This is a genomic window from Nocardia sp. NPDC004582 (genome assembly GCF_053602115.1).
Genome location: NZ_JBSGCY010000019.1, coordinates 23,111 through 42,321 on the forward strand (window position 1 = coordinate 23,111; position 19,211 = coordinate 42,321).

17 protein-coding genes are annotated in these 19,211 nt (G+C 69.0%); 7 read left to right on the plus strand and 10 right to left on the minus strand.

The features are described from left to right. Nucleotides 1-9 precede the first annotated feature (9 nt). From urtE to ramB, 6 genes are all read right to left on the minus strand, one after another. The gene (gene urtE / locus ACWELJ_RS08385; protein WP_452365509.1) at nt 10-702 is read right to left on the minus strand and encodes an urea ABC transporter ATP-binding subunit UrtE; all 693 of its coding nucleotides are present in this window, start codon (nt 700-702) and stop codon (nt 10-12) included. Next, on the minus strand, nt 686-1,567 hold the full coding sequence (gene urtD / locus ACWELJ_RS08390) for an urea ABC transporter ATP-binding protein UrtD (RefSeq protein ID WP_452365510.1): 882 nt from the start codon (nt 1,565-1,567) through the stop codon (nt 686-688). Before urtD ends, urtE begins: the two co-directional genes overlap by 17 nt. Beyond that, on the minus strand, nt 1,564-2,742 hold the full coding sequence (gene urtC / locus ACWELJ_RS08395; protein WP_452365511.1) for an urea ABC transporter permease subunit UrtC: 1,179 nt from the start codon (nt 2,740-2,742) through the stop codon (nt 1,564-1,566). The genes urtD and urtC overlap by 4 nt, the downstream gene beginning before the upstream one ends. Next, nucleotides 2,739-3,623, minus strand: a complete 885-nt coding sequence (gene urtB, locus ACWELJ_RS08400) for an urea ABC transporter permease subunit UrtB (protein WP_452365512.1) — start codon at nt 3,621-3,623, stop codon at nt 2,739-2,741. The genes urtC and urtB overlap by 4 nt, the downstream gene beginning before the upstream one ends. A gap of 106 nt (nt 3,624-3,729) precedes the next feature. Continuing rightward, nucleotides 3,730-4,965, minus strand: coding sequence for an urea ABC transporter substrate-binding protein (gene urtA, locus ACWELJ_RS08405; RefSeq protein ID WP_452365555.1), 1,236 nt, complete (start codon nt 4,963-4,965; stop codon nt 3,730-3,732). A gap of 539 nt (nt 4,966-5,504) precedes the next feature. Next, nucleotides 5,505-6,914 carry an acetate metabolism transcriptional regulator RamB gene (gene ramB / locus ACWELJ_RS08410; protein WP_452365513.1) on the minus strand — a complete coding sequence of 470 codons (1,410 nt, stop codon included), beginning with the start codon at nt 6,912-6,914 and terminating at the stop codon, nt 5,505-5,507. A gap of 106 nt (nt 6,915-7,020) precedes the next feature. Between ramB and ACWELJ_RS08415 the strand changes: the two genes are divergently transcribed. Next, entirely contained in the window at nt 7,021-8,538 is a 1,518-nt protein-coding gene (locus ACWELJ_RS08415; RefSeq protein WP_452365514.1) for an ATP-dependent DNA ligase, read from the plus strand. A 301-nt stretch (nt 8,539-8,839) separates the two neighbouring features. Here the strand turns inward: ACWELJ_RS08415 and ACWELJ_RS08420 are convergent, their stop codons facing one another. Next, complete coding sequence (locus tag ACWELJ_RS08420; RefSeq protein WP_452365515.1) at nt 8,840-9,280, minus strand: DUF4254 domain-containing protein; 441 nt, start codon at nt 9,278-9,280, stop codon at nt 8,840-8,842. 83 nt (nt 9,281-9,363) lie between these two features. On the opposite strand from ACWELJ_RS08420, the gene ACWELJ_RS08425 reads away from it, so the two are divergent. The 6 genes from ACWELJ_RS08425 (at nt 9,364) to ACWELJ_RS08450 (ending at nt 14,452) form a co-directional block, all read left to right on the plus strand. Further along, entirely contained in the window at nt 9,364-10,329 is a 966-nt protein-coding gene (locus tag ACWELJ_RS08425) for a hexose kinase (protein WP_452365516.1), read from the plus strand. 124 nt (nt 10,330-10,453) lie between these two features. After that, complete coding sequence (locus tag ACWELJ_RS08430) at nt 10,454-10,807, plus strand: hypothetical protein (RefSeq protein WP_452365517.1); 354 nt, start codon at nt 10,454-10,456, stop codon at nt 10,805-10,807. An 85-nt stretch (nt 10,808-10,892) separates the two neighbouring features. Further along, on the plus strand, nt 10,893-11,696 hold the full coding sequence (locus ACWELJ_RS08435; RefSeq protein ID WP_452365518.1) for an ABC transporter ATP-binding protein: 804 nt from the start codon (nt 10,893-10,895) through the stop codon (nt 11,694-11,696). Further along, nucleotides 11,693-12,445 carry an ABC transporter permease gene (locus ACWELJ_RS08440; RefSeq protein ID WP_452365519.1) on the plus strand — a complete coding sequence of 251 codons (753 nt, stop codon included), beginning with the start codon at nt 11,693-11,695 and terminating at the stop codon, nt 12,443-12,445. The genes ACWELJ_RS08435 and ACWELJ_RS08440 overlap by 4 nt, the downstream gene beginning before the upstream one ends. Nucleotides 12,446-12,468: 23 nt before the next feature. After that, nucleotides 12,469-13,272 carry an ABC transporter permease gene (locus tag ACWELJ_RS08445; protein WP_452365520.1) on the plus strand — a complete coding sequence of 268 codons (804 nt, stop codon included), beginning with the start codon at nt 12,469-12,471 and terminating at the stop codon, nt 13,270-13,272. A gap of 79 nt (nt 13,273-13,351) precedes the next feature. Further along, entirely contained in the window at nt 13,352-14,452 is a 1,101-nt protein-coding gene (locus ACWELJ_RS08450) for an ABC transporter substrate-binding protein (RefSeq protein WP_452365521.1), read from the plus strand. A 14-nt stretch (nt 14,453-14,466) separates the two neighbouring features. On the opposite strand, the gene ACWELJ_RS08455 is transcribed toward ACWELJ_RS08450, so the two are convergent. From ACWELJ_RS08455 to ACWELJ_RS08465, 3 genes are all read right to left on the minus strand, one after another. Beyond that, on the minus strand, nt 14,467-15,492 hold the full coding sequence (locus ACWELJ_RS08455) for an XdhC family protein (RefSeq protein ID WP_452365522.1): 1,026 nt from the start codon (nt 15,490-15,492) through the stop codon (nt 14,467-14,469). A gap of 13 nt (nt 15,493-15,505) precedes the next feature. Beyond that, nucleotides 15,506-16,273 (minus strand): nucleotidyltransferase family protein, encoded by a 768-nt coding sequence (locus ACWELJ_RS08460; RefSeq protein ID WP_452365523.1) that lies wholly within the window; start codon nt 16,271-16,273, stop codon nt 15,506-15,508. 121 nt (nt 16,274-16,394) lie between these two features. Next, nucleotides 16,395-19,007: a tetratricopeptide repeat protein gene (locus ACWELJ_RS08465; protein WP_452365524.1), complete on the minus strand. Its 2,613-nt coding sequence runs from the start codon at nt 19,005-19,007 to the stop codon at nt 16,395-16,397. Nucleotides 19,008-19,211 lie beyond the last annotated feature (204 nt).

Below are 19,211 nucleotides of genomic sequence, written 5' to 3' on the forward strand. Positions count from 1 at the left end.
GCCGTCCGATCAGATCGCCATGGCCAGGCGCACCGCGGATTCCGCGCCCGCGCCGCCCTCCCCGGAGGAGGTGACGCGGCCCGAGCGCAGCACGTAGAACTGTTGCGCGGCCTGCAGGGCGAAACCGATGTGCTGTTCCACCAGCAGCACGCTCAGGCCGCCGCGGGCGGTGAGATCGATGATGGTGCGCTCGATCTCGGCGACCACCGACGGCTGGATGCCCTCGGTCGGCTCGTCCAGGATCAGCAGTTTCGGTTCGGTGATGAGGGCGCGGGCGATGGCCAGCTGCTGGCGCTGACCGCCGGAGAGCAGTCCGGCCTTGCGGGACAGCAGTTCCCGAAGCGCCGGGAACAGGTCCAGGGCTTCGGCGATGAGTTCCTTGCCCTTGGCCCGGCCGTCGGCCACCACCTGCAGGTTCTCCAGTGTGGACAACTGTGGAAAACTCTGCTGCCCCTGCGGCACGTACGCGATGCCGCGCTTGACCCGCCGCGACGGCGACATCTTGGTGATGTCCTCGCCGCCGAAGCGGATCTTCCCGGACTTGGCGGGCAGCAGGCCGACCGCCGCGCGCAGCAGCGAGGTCTTGCCGGCCCCGTTGTGGCCCATGATGGCGGCCACGCCGTTGTCCGGAACCGTCAGGGACACACCGTGAATCACTTCGGTCCGGCCGTATCCGGTGTGTAGGTCAACGAGTTCCAGCATTCGTGGCCTCCTTCGCGTCGTCCGATTCCGGCTCCGGGCCGGCGGTGGTGTGCTCCTCGGCGGCGGTGGCCTCGGCGGGCGGCAGCTCACCGGCCGCGGCGGTGCCGAGGTAGACCTCCTGCACCTTCGGATCGGCCTGTACCTGCTCCACCGTGCCCTCGCTGAGCACCCGGCCGCCCGCGAGCACCGTCACCGAGCTGGCGAACGCGCGCATGAAGTCCATGTCGTGCTCGACCACGATGACCACCCGCTCACCGCCGATGCGGCGCAACAGGTTTCCGGTCTCCTCGCGTTCCTCGGTGCTCATACCCGCCACCGGTTCGTCCAGCAGCAGTACCGACGCGTTCTGCACCAGCAGCATGCCGATCTCGAGCCACTGCTTCTGGCCGTGCGCGAGCACCCCGGCGGGCTGGTCGCGCAGCGCGGTGAGCCCAATGGTCTCGAGCGCCTCCTCGATGGCGGGCAGCACGGACTTGCGCCGCCGCAGCAGGGTGAGCGCCGAGCGTCCCGCGCCCGCCGCGATATCGAGGTTCTGCAGCACGGTGAGCTGTTCGAACACGCTCGCGGTCTGGAAGGTGCGGCCCACGCCCAGGCGCGCGATCTGATGCACCTTGCGGCCGATGAGTTCGGCGCCGGTCTTCTGGGCCGAACCGGTCGCTGGAACCAAGCCGGTGATGGCGTCGATGAGGGTGGTCTTGCCCGCGCCGTTGGGTCCGATGAGGAACCGCAGATCACCTTGCAGGACGGTGAGATCCACGTCGGAGACGGCCTTGAAGCCGTCGAAACTCACCGAGAGGCCGCGGATTTCGAGGTATTCGCTGTCCATGCCGGCGTTGCCGCCGAGCTTCGGTTCGGGTGTGGTCATCGGGCTTCCACCTTCTGCTCGGCCGTGGCGGGCTCGGCTTCGGCCCGCGGCTCGGTGTCGGCGGCGGGTTCGGGTTCGGCGGGCGCCGGGGCGGTGCCGGCGGCCCCGGCAGGTCGCCACCGCTCCAGCAGCCGCTTGGCCATCGGCCCGAATCCGGCCAGCCCGGCCGGGATGAAACCGACCACCACGATGAACAGCGCACCCTGGAAGTAGGTCCACGCCGAGGGGAAGTTCTCGGAGAACGTGGTCTGCGCCCAGGCCACGCCGATCGCGCCCAGCACCGGCCCGAGCAGGGTGGTGCGGCCGCCGATGGCGACGCCGATCAGGAACGCGATGGACGGGACCACGCCGATGTCGGCGGGGGAGATGATCCCGACGATCGGGGTGAACAGCGCGCCCGCGATGCCCGCGAAGAACGCGGCCACCACGTAGGCGACGATCTTGATATTGGCCGGGTCGTAGCCGAGGAAGCGAACCCGCTCCTCCTGATCACGCACGGCGACGAGCAGTTCCCCGTACCGGCTGTGCATCAGCTGTCGCGCCACCGCCACCACCGCGAGCAGCGTGGCCGCCGCGATGAAGAACAGCATGCGCCGGTTCACCGGATCGTCGAGGCGGAAACCGAAGAACGAGCGGAAGTCGCTCAAACCGGTGAAGCCGCCGATGGTCTGCTGCCCGGTGAGCAGGATCGCCAGCGCCGCGGCCAGCGCCTGGCTCAGGATCGCGAAGTACGCGCCCTTGACCCGGCGCTTGAAGACGCCGAAGCCGAGGACCGCGGCCAGCGCCGCGGGCAGCACCAGGATGCTCAGGATCGCCACCGGAGCGGACTCGAAAGGCCGCCAGTACGCGGGCAATTCGGGCACACCGGCGATGACCATGAACTCCGGCACGTCCTCGTGCGCCTTGGCGGCGTCGGCCATCTGCAGGTGCATGGCCATGATGTACGCGCCGAGCCCGAAGAACACGCCCTGGCCGAGGGTGAGCATGCCGCCGCGGCCCCACGCCAGGCCGATGCCGACCGCGACGATGGCGAAGCACAGGAACTTGGCGAGCAGGCTCAGCCGGAAATCGCTGAGCATCGCGGGCGCGAGCCCGAACAGCACGATGGCGGCGATGGCGAAGCCGCCCAGGGCTTTCAACGAAGAGCTGGCGCTCAGGCGCCCGATGGTGGTCATGCCAGACTCCTCGTCCGGACGGTGAACAGACCCTGCGGGCGGACCTGCAGGAAGATCACGACCACGATGAAGACGATCACCTTGGCGACCGTCGCCGTGGTCGAGTATTCGACGAACGAATTCAGCAGCCCCATACCGAAGGCCGCGATCACGGTGCCCTTGATCTGTCCCAGGCCGCCGATCACGACCACCAGGAACGCGTCCACCAGATACGACTGCCCGATGGTGGGGCTGGTGGAACCGATCAGGGTCAGGGCGACACCGGCCACGGCAGCCAGTCCCGACCCGATGAAGAAGGTGCTCACGTCGGTGAGACGGGAAGAGACGCCGGAGGTTTCGGCCAGGCTGCGGTTCTGCACCACCGCCCGGATGCGCCGGCCCAGCGGGGTCGTCTTGAGCGCGGTGGCCAGCGCGATCACCGCCGCCACGGCCAGCACCAAGATGAAGATGCGGGTCTTGGGCACCACGGTGCCCGCGATGCCGATGCCGCCGGTCAGCCATTCGGGCGCGACCACGTTCTTGGCGGGGGCGCCGAAGATGTCGCGCACCGCCTGCTGCAGCACCAGCCCGACACCGAAGGTGACCAGCAGGGTGTCCAGCGGGCGGTCGTACATCCAGCGGATGAGCCCCATTTCCAGGGCGGCGCCCAGCAGACCGCCGACCAGGAAACCGACGAACAATGACACGATCAGGGCCACGCCCGTCGCCGAGATCAACTGCTCCACGACGTAGGTCGTGTAGCACCCGGCCATGATGAATTCGCCGTGCGCCATATTGATGACGCCCATCTGACCGAAGGTCAATGACAGGCCCAGCGCGGCGAGCAGCAGGATCGAGCCGAGACTCAGACCCGTGAACAGCTGTCCGACAGCGACGTCCATGTGAGATACCTCGTGAGTTCTATTGGTGGAGAACGCCGTACGGCTGGTGCGGTGCGCGGGGTGGCGCGCGCCGCACCAGCCGCCCCTCATCGGCGGCCGCCGGAAGTTACTTGAGGCCCTTGGCCCAGTCGTAGTTCTTCAGGTACGGGTCCGGCTGCACGGCCTTGCCGGAGTCCCACACGGTGTAGATGAGCCCGTCGGGGTGGATCTCGCCGATGCGGGCGGTCTTGGTGATGTGGTGGTTGGAGCCGTCGATGGTGACGGTGCCCTCCGGGGCGTCGAAGCTGACACCGTCGGCGGCCTGCTGAATGTCGGCCACCGCGAACGACTTCGCCTTCTCGACGGTGTTCTTCCACAGGAAGACCGAGGTGTAGGCGGCCTCCATCGGGTCGGAGGTGGGCTTGGCGGCGCCGAAGGCGGCCTTGTACGCCGCGACGAACGCCTTGTTCTGCGGGGTGTCGACGGTCTGGTAGTAGTTCCAGGCGGTCAGCTGGCCCGCGACGTTCTGCACGCCGACGCCGCCGACCTCCTCCTCGGCGATGGACACCGAGACCACCGGCATCTCGGCGGCTTTCAGGCCCGCGTTGGCGTACTCGCGGAAGAAGGCCACGTTGGAATCGCCGTTGAGGGTGTTGAACACCGCGCCCGCCTTGGCGTTGCGGACCTTGTTGACGATTGTGGAGAAATCGGTGGAGCCCAGCGGCGCGTAGTCCTCGCCCTTGATCTCGATGCCGTTGGCCTTGGCGTAGGCCTTGATCTCCCGGTTGGCGGTCTGCGGGAAGACGTAGTCCGAACCCACCAGGTAGAGGGAGGTGATGCCCTTCTGCTTCAGGTAGTCCAGCGCGGGGATGATCTGCTGGTTGGTGGTGGCGCCGGTGTAGAAGATGTTCTTCGAGTCCTCGAGGCCCTCGTACTGAACGGGGTAGTACAGCAGCGAGTTCAGCGATTCGAATTTGGGCTTCATGGCCTTGCGGGACGCGGAGGTCCAGCCGCCGAACACCGCGGCCACGCAGTCGGAGCTGACCAGCTTCTCGGCCTTCTCGGCGAAGGTTTTCGGGTCCGACGCGCCGTCCTCGAGCACCACCTCGATCTTCTTGCCGAGCACGCCGCCCGCCGCGTTGATCTGATCCACCGCCAGCTTGGTGGCATTGGCGACGGTGACCTCACTGATGGCCATGGTGCCGGTCAGCGAGTGCAGCGAACCGATCTTGATGGTGTCCTTGGAGGTGTCCACGCAGGACTTGGCATTGGATCCGGACGCGGTGTCGCTGTCGCGCGACCCGCAGCCGGCGACCATGACGGCGGACAGCGCCAACGCGGTCGGAATGGTGATCGCCTTCATCAGGCGGGAAGCCCTGTCCCGGCGGGAAGAGTCGTGCATGGGGCGGATCCTTCGGTTCACATGTTCGGCGACGTCGGCTGCGCCGCTTGCGAATACCGCCGCGTATACAGCGGCTGTATTCGTGAAACGAAAGGTAAACGTGAAGTGTTGCGCCGGAATGACTCTCGATTAATGTCCGATTTCCAGTGTTTCCCAGGTGTGAATTTCTGCTCACCGCAACGCAATTCGTTCGGCGTAAAGAACCCATCACCGCAGGTCAGGGCGGATGAAACGACACGAGCCGGGGCCAGTGGAACCTGGCACCGGCTCGACGTGGTCGGTGAGATCGCTCAGTAGCAGTACTGGTCGCCGTAGCGGTCGGTGCGGCAGTCCTGCTGCCAGGGTCCATCCGTCCTGACGATCGTCGTCCGTGGTGCTCGCGCCGGCGGCGCTGCCGGTGCCGCCGCCGATCAGCGCGCCGCGACCTCGACCGCCTCCGGATGCGCGACCAGCTTGGTGCCGTTGTCCTCGATGCTCGGGTGCATGGGTCCCCGAATCGGTCACTGAATGATGTACGGCGAGATGGAACTTCGGTGCTCGCTGATGTCGAGAGATTTGCCGAGCGGCGGGAATGCGCGCTGCGGGCAGTTCGAACGTTCGCAAACCCGGCAACCGGCACCGATGGGAGTCGCTTTGGGCTCGTTGAGGTCCAGGCCGTCGGCGTAGACGGTGCGACCGGCGTGGCGCAATTCGCAGCCGAGGCCGATAGCGAAGGTTTTGCTGGGTTCGCCGTAGCGGGTGGCGCGGCGTTCCACGGTGCGGGCCACCCAGAGGTATTTGCGGCCGTCGGGCATCTGGGCGATCTGGGTCATGATCTTCGCGGGGTAGGCGAAGGTCTCGTAGACGTTCCACAGGGGGCAGGTGCCGCCGCTGGAGGAGAAGTGGAAGCCGGTCGCGGACTGGCGTTTCGACATGTTGCCGGCGCGGTCCACGCGGACGAAGGAGAACGGCACGCCGCGGAGTTTGGGGCGTTGCAGGGTGGACAGGCGGTGGCAGATGGTCTCGTAGCTCTGGGTGAAGAAGGCCGACAGGCGTTCGATGTCGTAGCGGAAGTCCTCGGCCACCTCGTGGAAATGGGTGTACGGCAGCACGGTCGCGGCCGCGAAATAGTTGGCCAGGCCCAATTTCGCCAGCACGATCGACTCCTGGCTGGAGAAATTGCCCTCGGCCACCAGCTTTTCGATGAGGTCGCCGCATTCCAGATAGGCGAGTTCGGCGGCGAGTTTGAACACGCGCTGGCCGCCGGAGAGGTGCGGGGCGATTTCGAGGCGGCGGCCGATCGGGTCGAAGCGGTGCAGGACGCCGTCGCCGAGGTCGATGCGTTCGACGATCTGGACGCCGTGCGCGTCGGAGAGGCGACGCGGGATCTCGCGTTTCAGATCCCCGCCGTGGAAACGCATGCGATGCGTGAGTTCCTCGGCCGCGGTGTCCAATTCGTGAATGTAGTTCTGGCGCTGATAGAAGTAGTCGCGCACTTCCTCGTGCGGTTTCGAGATGGCGGCCGAACCGCTGCCGTCGGCGAACCGGTCCTCGGTGGCGGCGGCCAGCTGGGCGGTGGTGTTGCGGTAGCGGCGGTGCATGTTCACCATGGCGCGCGCCAGGCCCGGATGCGCGGACACCATTTCGGCGATCTCCTGCGCGTCGGCCTCCACCCCGAGTTCCTGATCCATCACGACCTCCTGGAGTTCGGCGATGAGCCGGGTGTCGTCCTGGGAGGAGAAGAAGCCGGCGTCGACGCCGAAGACTTCGCTGATGCGCAGCAATACCGGTACGGTGAGCGGGCGCACGTCGTGTTCGATCTGATTGAGATAGCTAGCCGAGATCTCGAGCTTCTTGGCCAGCGAGACCTGACTCAAACCGCGCTCGGTGCGCAGCTGACGCAGCCGCGCTCCGACGTAAGTCTTGGCCATGCGCCCAAGTTTATTGGCGAATTCGCATCCCTGCCAATGGCAGGATTAGCAGACCCGCTGAGCAATGCGTCACACCGATGTCGGTAGCCCGGGTTACCGTCGGGAAATGCTCTTGTCCGAGGTGGTCGAAGCATCAGGTGCCGTGCGGGCGACATCGTCCCGCAAGAACAAGATCAATATCTTCGCCGAGCTGCTGAAACGGGCCGAGCCGGGGGAATTGGCGCAGGTCGTGGCATGGCTGTCCGGTGAGCTGACCCAGGGCCGGATCGGCACCGGGTGGCGGACGCTGACCGGGCTCGAGGTGGCGTCGGCGACCGCCCCCACCCTGACCGTGGAAACCGTGGACGACGTCTTCGAGGAGCTTTCCGGAGTGCGCGGCTCCGGGTCGGCCGCGCGGCGGCAGGAACTGCTGGCCGCCCTGTTCGGAGCCGCCACCCGGGACGAGCACGACTTCCTGATCCGCCTGCTCACCGGGGAGATGCGGCAGGGGGCGCTGACCGCGATCGTCGCCGAAGCCGTGGCCGTCGCCTTCGACGTGCCGATCGCCGCGGTCCGGCGGGCGCACATGCTGTCCGGTCAGCTGCCGGTCACCGCGGTCGCGGCCCGCACCGGCGGGGCCGCGGCCCTCGACGGGTTCCGGCTGCGGGTCGGGCGGGCCATCCAGCCGATGCTGGCCTCGCCCGGCGCCAGCCTCGAGGAGGCGGTGGCCGAATTCGACGGGCAGGTCAGCGTCGAGCACAAGATGGACGGCGCGCGCATTCAGGTGCACCGTGACGGCGACCGGGTGTGGGTGTTCACCCGGACGCTGCGCGACATCACCGCGAGCGTTCCCGAATTGGTGGAACTGGTGCGGAAATTGGATTGCGCCAGTGTGGTGCTCGACGGAGAAACCCTGGCGCTCAACGATTCCGGGCGGCCGCGGCCGTTCCAGGAGACCATGAGCCGCTTCGGCGCGACCGTCGCGCAGGAACTGCTGCTGCACCCGTACTTCTTCGACTGCCTGCATCTGAACGGCGAGGATCTGCTCGACGCGCCGCTGCGGGATCGCCGCCGGGCGCTCACCGAGGTGGCCGGGGGTCTCGGCATCCCGGCGCTGATCGCCCCCGACCTCGAGGCCGCCGCCGAATACTTCGACGGCGCGCTCGCCGCGGGGCACGAGGGCATCATGATCAAATCCCTGGACGCCCCCTACGCGGCGGGCCGTCGCGGGCGGGCCTGGCAGAAGATCAAACCCACCCACACCCTCGACCTGATCGTGCTGGGCGCGGAATGGGGTTACGGCCGCCGCACCGGCTATCTGTCGAATCTCCATCTGGGCGCGCGGGATCCGCGGGGCGGGCCGCCGATCATGGTCGGCAAGACCTTCAAGGGGCTCACCGACGCCCTGCTCCACTGGCAGACCAGTGAATTCCCGCGCCACGAACGCGATCGCGACGCGAATACCGTCTATCTCCACCCGGAACTGGTGGTCGAGATCGCCTTGGACGGCGTGCAGACCAGTCCCCGCTATCCCGGCGGAGTAGCCCTCCGCTTCGCGCGCGTCGTCCGCTATCGCCCCGACAAGGAACCCCAGCAGGCCGACACCATCGACACCATCCGGGCTCTGCTACCCGTGACGAAATAGGGGCTGCGGGGGCGAATCCCCGGTGAGAGCCCCGAGAGCTGGGCCGCTCACAGGGGATTCACAGCGGAAAACCGGGTCGCTCCGAGATTCGTATCGCACGATTCGGAGGTCGGGCTTCGGCGGACGGTTGTCAGGTGACGGGCCGTCGCAGGAACTGCCACCGCATCTCCCACGCGGAATTCCCTGCGCGCTCCGTGCCCTCCGCCGGCTCGACGGTGGATTGCGCATGGTCCACCTGTGTGGCCGGTGGTGCCCCGCCCCCTCGCCGGGTACCACCGGCCGCGGTCATTGCTCGCGGCGGTCAGGATTCGTAGTCGTGGGTGCCGGTGAGGTTCGGCAGCCGGCGCCGGCCCGCCGCGAGTTCGCCCGCGAGATCCTCGTAGGCGATGGCCAATTCGGTGAGCCGCACGGCGGCGTCGAGCATGGTGTTGTCGGGCGACATGGCCAGGGTCAGGTAGGCCAGGGCGGAGAACTGGGCCAGCCGGTCCACCACGGTGCCGACGGTCTCGGTGTGCAGGTGCGCGTCGCGGGCGGCCTTGGGCATCTCGGCCGCGACCCAGCAGTCGATATCGTGCACCAGGCGGGCCCGGTCGTGGTCGATGCGGTTGGTGCCATCGGCGGAGGTGAGCCGCCGCTCGTGCAGGTCCGCGAGTAATCCGGCGCAGCGCAGTACCGGATGGTCGTCGGGGGGCAGGCCGCGGCAGGCCTGCAGCAGGAGGTGTTTCGGCGGGAGCGCATGCACGGCCGACATCCTGCCCCTCGAATGTCTCCGAACGGCAACGACATTCGGTGCCACATTGCCCTCCAGGGGTTGCATCCGGTGCCGTGACGTGCAGTGATGGTGGGGTGATCGTCACCGTGACCATGAACCCCGCCTACGACATGACCTACCGGGTGGAGCATTTCGAGCGTGGTCGCGCGCATCGGGTGCACTCGGTGGACCAGCGGCTGGGCGGGCGTGGCATCAATGTCACGCGGGTGCTCAACCAGTTGGGCAAGTACGCCCGCGCCACCGGCTTCTCCGATCACTCCTTCGCGGCGGCGGCCGAACTCGAGATGCCGGTGGACTTCGTGCACGCGCTGCCGTGGGTGCGGCGCACCGTGGTGATCAGCGAGTCCGACGACGGCACCGCCACCGCGCTGTGGGAGCCGGGGCCGCGGGTCACCGAGCCGCGCGCGGTGGACCAGTTGCGGGTGCGGGTGGCGGGGCTGCTCTCGGATATGAGCGGGCTGGTCATCTCCGGTTCGCTGCCGAGCGGGGTGAGCGCGGGGCTGCCCGCCGAGCTGGCCCGCACCGCCATCGCCCGGGGCGTGCCCACGATCTGCGATTGTGACGGTCAGACACTGGAATTGGCGGCGCGGGTGCCGGGCATCGTGCTCACGCCGAACGTCGAGGAGCTGGAACGGCTGACCGGCCGCCCGGCGGGGACCGTTCCGGAGATCCTGGCGGCCGTGGATCCGCTGATCGCGGACGGCGTGGGCGCGGTGGTGGTGACCCGCGGCGGCGACGGCATGGTGGCGGTGACCCCGACCCGGGCCTGGACCGCCGCGCTGCCGAAGCCGCTGGCGGGCAACCCCACCGGGGCGGGGGACGCGGCGGTGGCGGCCATCATCGCCACGCTGGCCGCCGAGACCGCGCCCGACTGGCCGGTGCTGCTCGCCGACGCGGTCGCCACCTCGGCGGCGGCCGTGGTGATCCCGGTCGCGGGCGAGATCGACCGGGTGCTGCGGGATCGGCTGCTGCCCACCGTGCGGGTGCGGGAACTGGAGACGGCCGCGGTCCGCCCGTAGACCGCGGGAAACAGACCCGGCGGCGTGGTGGCCCGATCGGGGGATGACTCGGGGTTACGTTGGGGGAGTGTCGGACCTGGAGACTCAACCCGATCGAGGGGCGGGTGTCGGGAATGGATATCGCATGCCGCGGGTGGTGCGCGCGGCGCAGGTGCTCGCCGTGGGCATGGGCGGGTTGGGCGTGCTGTGCGTGGCGGCCTCGGGCTGGTTGATGGGTTCGACGGCGGCCATCGCGACCGGGGTGCCGTTCGTCCCGGCGCTGCTGCTCGCGCTGGTGGGGTTGACCTTCAATTCCGAGGGGCAGGCGATCCGGGTCGGCGCGATCCTGGCGGCGCTCGTGAACATGTTCTGGACGGTGCCGTCGATCCTGGACGGGCGGCCGCCGGGTCCGCTGGGCCCGCTGGTGTCGCTGGTGGTGATCGTGCTGCTGTTCCGGCGCGAGGCGCGCGACTGGTTCGAGCCGTCGAGCGTCTGGTGAGCGATCCGGGCGCACCGTAACAAGTCGGTCATCTGGTCCGGTCATTCGCAATCCGCCCGCAATTGCGGGCACCTACCGTGGCCCTATGAGTTCGGAAGTGGCCGCGGGGACGGGCATTCACATCAGCGGGCTGAGCAAGACCTTCCGGTCGGGGCGGCGGACGGTGGCCGCCCTGGACGCGGTGGACCTGCACACCGAACAGGGCGCGTTCCTGTCGCTGCTCGGGCCCTCGGGCTGCGGCAAGTCCACGATCCTGCGCATTCTCGCGGATCTGGAGTCGCCGTCGGCGGGGACGGCGCGGATCAATGGCGAGACCCCGGCCGAGCTGCGGCGGCGGCATCAGTTCGGGATCGCCTTCCAGGATTCGGCGCTGTTGCCGTGGCGCAGTGTGGAATCCAATGTCAAGCTGCCGTTGCAGGTGGCGGGCCTGCCGGTGGACAAGGAGCTGATCGCGGACCTGATCGCGCTGGTCGGGCTGGAGGGCTTCGAGAAGAGCAAGCCCGCGCAGTTGTCCGGCGGTATGCGGCAACGGGTTTCGATCGCCCGCGCGCTGGTGGTGAAACCGAGCATCCTGCTGCTCGACGAACCCTTCGGCGCGCTCGACGATATGACCCGGCAGCGGCTGAACCTGGAACTGCTGCGCATCTGGACCGAGAAGCCCGCCACCACCCTGATGGTCACGCACGGCATCGCCGAGGCCGTCTTCCTCTCCGACGTGGTGGCGGTGATGAGCCCGCGGCCGGGCCGGGTGGTGGAGATCGTCGAGATCGATCTGCCGCGGCCGCGCACCCCGGAGATGATGCGCACCCCCGAATTCCACAAGCTGCACGACTACCTGTCGGAGCTGCTGTTCGGGCGCAGCGGACACGGAGGGGTGGCCCCGGAATGAAACGGATATCCCGAATCGGCGGCGCGGCGGGCATTCTCGCGCTGCTGCTGCTGTGGACGCTGCTCGCCGAGCTGCGGGTCGCGGGCGGCACGGTGCCCAGTCCGTGGACCGTGCTGCACACCATGTACACCGACGGCTGGGCGCTCTACGGGCCGAACTTCCGGATCACCGCGTGGGGCGCGCTGCGGGGCTTCGCGTGGGGGAACGGGCTGGCCATCGCGCTCGCGGTGCTGGTGGTGCTGATCCCGCCGATCGAAATGCTGGTCACCCAGCTGGCCATCCTCAGCTACTGCACGCCGCTGCTGGCGCTGGGGCCGATCATCCTGGTGGTGTTCGGCGGCCGCACGCCCACGGTGTTCCTGGCCGCCATGTACTGCTTCTTCACCACCATGGTGGGGACGGTGTCGGGCCTGCGGTCGGCCGATCCCACCGGACTGGATCTGGTGCGCGCCTACGGCGGCGGGCGCTGGCAGCGGCTGTGGCGGGTGCAGCTGATCGCGGCGCTGCCGAACACCTTGGCGGCCTTGAAGATCGCCGCGCCGTCCGCGGTGCTGGGCGCGATCATCGGCGAGTACCTGGGCGGCGTGGACAGCGGTATCGGAGTGGCGCTGACCGCCGCGCAGACCGCCTACAACGTGCCGCGCACCTGGGGCATGGCGCTGGCCGCGGCCGCGCTGGCCGGGCTCGGCTACGCGATGGTGGCCCTGGTGGCCCGGATCGCGGTGCCGTGGACGCGGGCGGAGGCGTGATGCGGACGGCGACCGGAGGCGTGATGAGAACCTTGACCGTGCTGCGCCCGATCGGCAGATTCCTGCTGCCGCTGTTGGTTTCGCTGATCCTGCTGGTGGCGCTGTGGTACGGCTTCCTGAAGCTGTATCCGCAGGTCGGTCTGGTCGGCAAGAGTCCGGGCGAGGTGTGGCGATACCTGGTCACCGGGCCGACCTCCGACTCCGCCCGCCGCGTCATCCTCGGCGAGCTGCGGATCACGCTGCGGGACGCGGTGATCGGGTTCGGTTCCGGCATGGGCGCGGCGCTGCTGGTGGCCGCGGTGTTCGTGGGCGTCCCGGCGGTGGCGCAGGCGTTCATGCCGGTGGCCATGCTGCTGCGGTCGGTGCCGCTGGTCGCGATCACCCCGATCATCGTGCTGGTGTTCGGCCGCGGGCTGCTGGGTGTCACGGTCATGGCGGCGATCGTGGTGTTCTTCCCGGCCCTGGTGATGATCATGACCGGATTGCGGTCCGCGCCCCGGCAGGCCACCGAACTCGTGGTGGCCTACGGGGGTTCGCATTGGACGGCCCTGCGCAGGGTGGCGCTGCCCGCCGCGCTGCCGTCGGTGTTCGCGGCGGCGCGAATCTCGGTGCCGGGCGCGCTCATCGGGGCATTGCTCGGCGAATGGCTGGGCAGCGGAACGGGTTTGGGCGCGGGACTCATCCGTGCCATTCCCACCTTTCAGTACAACCGGTTGTGGGCCTCGATCGCGCTGGTCACGGTGGTGTCGGTGGTCGCCTACGCGGTGGTCGGCGTGCTGGAGAACCTGGTGCTGGCGCGTTTCTCGCCGGGCACCGGACGGGATTGAGCACACGAGTTAACGCGGCGCACACAAATACCTCGGTCAAAGCAAAATATCGGAAATCGAAACCGCCTACATTCGCCGCATGAGTGGTTTGTTCCGGCCGGTTCCGGCCGCACAGATGTCCATGGGCCGTCGTTCCTTCCTCCGCTACGCCGGCCTGACCGGTGCGGCGGTGACCGGGGCCGGGGTGCTCGCCGCCTGCGGTACGGATTCGTCGGGCGGCGGGAACGGCAGTGTCGCCGACGGATCCAAGTTCGGGACCGTGGCGGTGCAGTTGTCCTGGCTGAAGAACATCGAATTCGCGGGGGAGTATTTCGCCGATTCCAAGGGCTATTACAAGGACGCCGGATTCGGGTCGGTGAATCTGATCGCGGGCGGCGCGGCCAGTACCTCGGTGGAGGCCGGGCTCGGCACCGGCAAGATCTGGATCGGCATGTCCGCGCCGCAGACCACCGCGCCCGCCATTCTGGAGGGCCTGCCCGCCAAGATCGTCGGCACCACCTATCAGAAGAACCCCTTCTGCATCGTGAGCGCCGCGAGCAAGCCGATCCGCGGCCCGCAGGACATGAAGGGCCGCAAGATCGGGGTGCAGGACACCAATCAGCTCATCTTCAACGCGCTGCTCGCCGCCAACAACATGTCACCGGGCGACGTCACCGTGGTGCCCGCGCAATACGATCCGACGCCGCTGGCCAACGGCGAGGTGGACGGCTGGGTCAGCTACGCCACCAACGAGCCGATCACCCTGGCGGCCAAGGGATTCCAGAACGTCAACTTCCTGTTCGCGGATTTCGGGCTGCCGCTGGTGGCGGAAACGCTGACCGTGCACCAGAAGACCATCGACTCCGAGCGCGACAAGCTCAAGGCCTTCCTGATGGCGGAGGTGAAGGGCTGGAAGGACGCCGTCGCCAGTTCGGCGGAATCGGCGCGGCTGGCCGTGGAGGTGTACGGCAAGGATCAGCGGCTGGAACTGAAGGAACAGACCATGGAGGCGGCCGCGCAGAACGGGCTCGTGGTGTCGGCCGACACCAAGGCCAACGGGCTGTTCACCATGACCGACGACCTCATCGCGCAGAACATCGCGGCGCTGGCCAAATCGAAGATCGATATCAAGGCCGACCAGCTGTTCGACCTGTCGGTGCTGAAGGAGATGTTCGCCGAGCACCCGGAATTGAAGCAGTAGACCGGGATCGGGGGTCAGCGTGCCAGTTGCACGTGCCGCCGGCCCCCACCCGGCGAGGCGGACAGCGGCTCGGCCGACCTGCCGTTGCGGACCGCCAGCAGTTCCGCGGCGATCGAGACGGCGGTCTCGGCCGGAGTGCGCGCCCCGACGTCCAGGCCCGCCGGGGAGTGCAAACGCGAGAGGGTCTCGTCGCTGAAGCCGCCCGCCTGCAGGGCCTCCAGCCGATGCGCGTGCGACGCCGAGGTACCCAGGGCGGCCAGGTACCCCAGCTCCGGTAGTCGCAAAGCGACGGTGAGCAAAGGGATTTCGAACTTCGGGTCGTGCGAGAGCACCACCATGGCGGTGTCGCGGTCGATCTCCCCGGCCGAGGCCAGGGTGTTGAGATAGCGGTGCGGCCAGTCGACCACCACCTCGCAGCCGGGATAGGCGGTCGAGTTGGCGAAGGTGGGGCGGGCGTCGACGATGGTGATCCGGTAGCCGAGCAGCCGGGCCTGGGTGGCCAGCGCGCTCGCGAAAGCGTTGGCCCCCACCAGGATCAGGTGCGGCGGGCGGGCGAACGAGGACACGAACACGTCGGAGTCGGGGAGCGAGACCAGCTCGGTGCCGTGCTTGCGGTCGGTGATGAGGTGCTGCCCGATCACATCCGGATCGGAGTGCCAGACCACGGTGAACAGGGTGACCTGACGCTGCGCCTCGATATCCGCCGCGATATCCGGGAATTCCGGAAAGTGCCTGCGCGAGAACGGCTCCGTGAAGACATCGAGGGTGCCGACGCAGTCCATCTGGGCGTCCAGGCCGCTGCCCGGGCCGAACCGCTGCAGCCCGCGCCGCCCGGTGCGCGCCGACTCCGCGGCCGCCTCGTACGCGGCGGCCTCGGCGCAGCCCGCCGAGATGGATCCGAAGGCCCGGCCGTCGGCGTCCACCACCATGGCCGAACCGATCGGCACCGGCGTCGCCCCCTGTGCCCGAACGAGAGTGGCCAGACCTCCGGTCCGCCCGCTGTGCCACACCCGAAGAAGGTCGTCGATGATTTCCCGCATCACATGCTCCCGCTCACCGTGCGCTGCCCGCCGGGTAGTCCCGATCGAGCCCCGTAGCGAGGTCATCGCACGTGACGCACACCATATCCGCTCGTTGTCGTAAATAAGTGCCCGCCCCTGAATTTCCCGCCGCGCTCGCGCGGACCCCCGCCCAGTGCGCGCGCCCCAGCACCACCGGATGACCCGGGACCGACCCGAAGAACGCTCGCGCCAAACGGCTCTCGCTCGCTCGCGCCGCCGCGATCACCCGCGCCACCACCTCGGGGCCGACATCCGGGGTATCGACCGGCATGATGGCCACGAACTCGGCGGGGGAGTGGGTCGTACCGGCCGCGGCATTCCCCACCGCGGCATTCCCCGGCAGCGCGTTCCCCGCCGCGACAGTCCGCGTCGCAACTGTTGAATTCGCGGTCTGACCTGGGATTTCCGTAGCTTCTCCGGTCGTCGCGAAGCGGGCGGTGATGCCGGGCGCGGCCGCCGCGGCCAGGCCCGCCCGGGTCGAGGCGCTCAGTCCGAGGTCCCAGTCCTCGGCCCAAATGGGTTGCACGCCTTCGGGAATGGCGATGCCCGAGGTTTGCGACACCAGCCAGCGCCCGTCCGCCGCCCGATACGCGGGCCCGGTCGCACCCAGCACCACGACGATCCGCTCGCAGCCGCCCTCCCGCAGCGCCCGCACCGCCCCGCGCAGCCACGCACCACCCTCGGCCAGCACTTTCGGCATGCCATATCGCCGACCGGCACCGGCCGCGAGCAGAATTCCATCGCAGCGTTCGGGACTCACGCGAGCAGGGTAATCCCGCCCGCGCGGGTTCGCTGGCCAAGCGACCAGAAGGGTGTCCCGACCGGCCCGCCGCGCATCGGACCCGGAGCCCCCGCGCACGAAACCCGGAGCGGCGCCGAGCTCACCCGCCCAGGGCGGTCAGCGTCTGCTGGACCTTCAGCAGGCGGCCGGGATCGATGCCCTCGCTGAGGGTGCGGGCCTTCTCCAGATAGACCTGCGCCAGAGCCGGGTTGTCGGCGCGGCGCTCGAGTTCGCCCAGCGCCCACCACGCCGCCGCCTCACCACCCGCGTCGGACATGCCGCGGGTCAGGGCGCGCGATTCCTCGTATTTGATACGGGCGGCGTCGAATTCGCCGCGGTTGCGGTGGATGTGGCCGAAACCGCGCAGGGTGTCGATCTGCAGCAGGGTGTCCGGAATCTCCTTGCTGATCCGGTACGCCTCCTCGAACAGCGCCCAGGATTCGTCGAGATCGCCGCGCAGACCCGCGATGCCGCCCAGGCCCCACACCGACCAGCCCTCGCAGTAGCCGTCCCCGATCCGCAGGGCGATGGCGTGCGCGCGGTGGTAGTACTCGTCGCCCGCGGCGTAGCGCTCGCTGAGCCGCTCGATATGGCCGAGCTCGCGCAGGGCGTCGCATTCCAGACGCGGATCGCCGAGCGAACGCGCGATGCGCAGCACCTGCCGGACCGCGTCGCGGGCCGCGCCGCGCCGATCCTGGTGCCGCAGCACCGCGGCATGCCAGAGCAGGGCGCGGGCGGTGCGGGCGTGATCGCCGATATCCTCGGCCAGCCGCCGGGCGTGCTCGAAACACACCGCCGCCCTGGAGTATTCGCGCACCGTCTTGAGCAGGTGGCCGAGGCCGTACCAGGCGTCGCATTCGGCGGTCCGGTCCCCGATGGCGTGATTGATCGAGGTGGCGAGCTCGAACATGCTGCGGCTCTCGCTCAGATAACCCAGGGTGGCGAGCTGCCCGGCCAGCAGATCGGCGAATCGCGCGGTGTCCGAGGTGCGTTCGGCGGTGCGGGCGCAGGCCAGCATGGTGCCCAGGCGCTCCTCGAACCACGGCCGGGCCTGCATCACGGCCATGTTCGGATTGCGGGAGTCGCGGCCCGCGTGCTGGTGCACGGTGTCGAAGGGGCGCGGCTTGCCGATGCCGTTCGCCGTCTCCAGGTAGTGCCCGAGCAGGCGGCCCAGGGCGGCCCCGTGCTCGCCGGGCAGGCTCTCGGCATCGGCGCGGCAGCGGGCGTAGAGGTGCAGCAGATTGTGCATCCGGTACCGCTGATGACCCGGACGGCTGGCGAGTTGATCGATCATCCCGTCCTCGAAGACCCGCTGCAGCAGGCGTTTCGCCGCCGAGTCCTCGGCCTGCGCCATGGCCGCGAAATCATCGGATGACACCGTCGAACTCGGGAACCAGCCGAGCAGCCGGACCGCGCGGCGCGCCTCCTCGTCACGCAGCCGGGCATAGGAGAGGGCGAAGGCGTCGCGGATGGACTCGTCCTCGGCGGAGAATTTGTCGAGGATCAGCTCCGCGGGGCACAGGCCGCCGCTCGGTCCGGTCGCGGGCAGCGTCACCAGGGTGCTCAGGGCGTCGAGGTCGTCGCGCAGATCCGCCAGCAATCCCGGCCGGCGGCTGATCCGGCCCGCCACCAGCCGGATCGGCAGCGGCAGCCCGCCCGCCACCTCCACGATCCGGCGGGCGGCCGCGGAGTCGTAGCCGGCGCCCAGATTGCCCAGCGTGGCCAGCATCTCCTCGGCCTCGTCCGGGCCCAGCGGTTCCAGCTCCAGCTGATTGACCCGCACCATGCCGGTCAGCGGCCGCCGACTGGTGATCACCACGAAGCAGCTCGGCGACTGCGGCAGCAACGGCCGGATCTGCTTGCTCTCCAGCACATCGTCGAACACCACGATGAGCCGCCGCCCCGCCGTCTCGCGCCGCCACAGCTGCGCCAACCGGCCCTGATCGGCCCGCAGCGGCGGCCGCACCCCCAGCTGGCTCAGGCCCGCCGCCAACAGCCGGGCCGCGCTGGTCGCGCCCGCCTCCCGATCGTGGCTGCGCATCCCCAGCCACACCGTGCCGTCCGGGAAGCGGTCGGCGAACTTCGCGACCAGCTGCCGGGTGAAGGCGGTCTTGCCCACCCCGGCGACACCGGTGATCAACTGCGCGCGGGAGTCGCCCAGGAAGTGCAGGTCCACCCGGCGGCGCAGCTCCTCCATGGGATGGCGGCGCCCGATGAAGGTCGTCGAGTCCGCGGTCGGCACGTACAGCTGCCCGGCCCCGGCCCGGTTGAGCCCCAGCCGTTCCCGCGCGGACTGATAGGCGCGGCGATCGCCCGGCGACAGGTGGCCCAGATCCTCGATATCGACGAGCCGGTCCCAGGTGGTGTTGTACACCAGCGCCAGCAGCTCCAGCGTGTGCAGCGCGGGCGCCCGATAGCCGTACCCCTCCGGGGTGCGGGCGGGCCACTTCTCGATCTCGCACAGACGGCTGTTCTTCATCCGCGGCTCCTGATGGCCGTCCGGATCCACCAGGGGCGCGAGCTGATTGAATCGCTCCGCGGCCTGCCGCTGATTGAGCCCGTTGGCCTTGCGCCATGCCGTCCGCGGCCGCAGGCCCCGCCGCATCAGCTCCACGGCCAGCGGTTCCACCAAGGTCTGCTCGCTCAAACCGAGCGCCCGCAGCGAGCGGCCGAGCCGGGCGATCTCCTGCGAGGAAGCGGCGGTCGACTCCATCGGGGGCACCTCCTCGCCCGCCACCGCCCGGCAATCGGTCACGCGGGCGTATTCACTTGGCGGACAGCTGTATTCGCTATCGACGGTAGCGAAGAAATCGGTGGCCGGGCGGGAAACTTCCGGCCGGACCCCGACTCGCGCCGCAGGTCGGGGCCGGTTCGGGCCGGGAAGAAACCGTGGGACATCGCGGTACCGGGGCGGTGG

What these genes read in the sequence shown, in the direction of transcription:
- urtE (WP_452365509.1), bottom strand. Translation starts at nt 702, where the DNA reads ATGCTGGAACTCGTTGACCTACACACCGGATACGGCCGGACCGAAGTG.
- urtD (WP_452365510.1), bottom strand. Translation starts at nt 1,567, where the DNA reads ATGACCACACCCGAACCGAAGCTCGGCGGCAACGCCGGCATGGACAGC.
- urtC (WP_452365511.1), bottom strand. Translation starts at nt 2,742, where the DNA reads ATGACCACCATCGGGCGCCTGAGCGCCAGCTCTTCGTTGAAAGCCCTG.
- urtB (WP_452365512.1), bottom strand. Translation starts at nt 3,623, where the DNA reads ATGGACGTCGCTGTCGGACAGCTGTTCACGGGTCTGAGTCTCGGCTCG.
- urtA (WP_452365555.1), bottom strand. Translation starts at nt 4,965, where the DNA reads ATGAAGGCGATCACCATTCCGACCGCGTTGGCGCTGTCCGCCGTCATG.
- ramB (WP_452365513.1), bottom strand. Translation starts at nt 6,914, where the DNA reads ATGGCCAAGACTTACGTCGGAGCGCGGCTGCGTCAGCTGCGCACCGAG.
- ACWELJ_RS08415 (WP_452365514.1), top strand. Translation starts at nt 7,021, where the DNA reads ATGCTCTTGTCCGAGGTGGTCGAAGCATCAGGTGCCGTGCGGGCGACA.
- ACWELJ_RS08430 (WP_452365517.1), top strand. Translation starts at nt 10,454, where the DNA reads ATGCCGCGGGTGGTGCGCGCGGCGCAGGTGCTCGCCGTGGGCATGGGC.
- ACWELJ_RS08435 (WP_452365518.1), top strand. Translation starts at nt 10,893, where the DNA reads ATGAGTTCGGAAGTGGCCGCGGGGACGGGCATTCACATCAGCGGGCTG.
- ACWELJ_RS08440 (WP_452365519.1), top strand. Translation starts at nt 11,693, where the DNA reads ATGAAACGGATATCCCGAATCGGCGGCGCGGCGGGCATTCTCGCGCTG.
- ACWELJ_RS08445 (WP_452365520.1), top strand. Translation starts at nt 12,469, where the DNA reads ATGAGAACCTTGACCGTGCTGCGCCCGATCGGCAGATTCCTGCTGCCG.
- ACWELJ_RS08450 (WP_452365521.1), top strand. Translation starts at nt 13,352, where the DNA reads ATGAGTGGTTTGTTCCGGCCGGTTCCGGCCGCACAGATGTCCATGGGC.
- ACWELJ_RS08455 (WP_452365522.1), bottom strand. Translation starts at nt 15,492, where the DNA reads ATGCGGGAAATCATCGACGACCTTCTTCGGGTGTGGCACAGCGGGCGG.
- ACWELJ_RS08465 (WP_452365524.1), bottom strand. Translation starts at nt 19,007, where the DNA reads ATGGAGTCGACCGCCGCTTCCTCGCAGGAGATCGCCCGGCTCGGCCGC.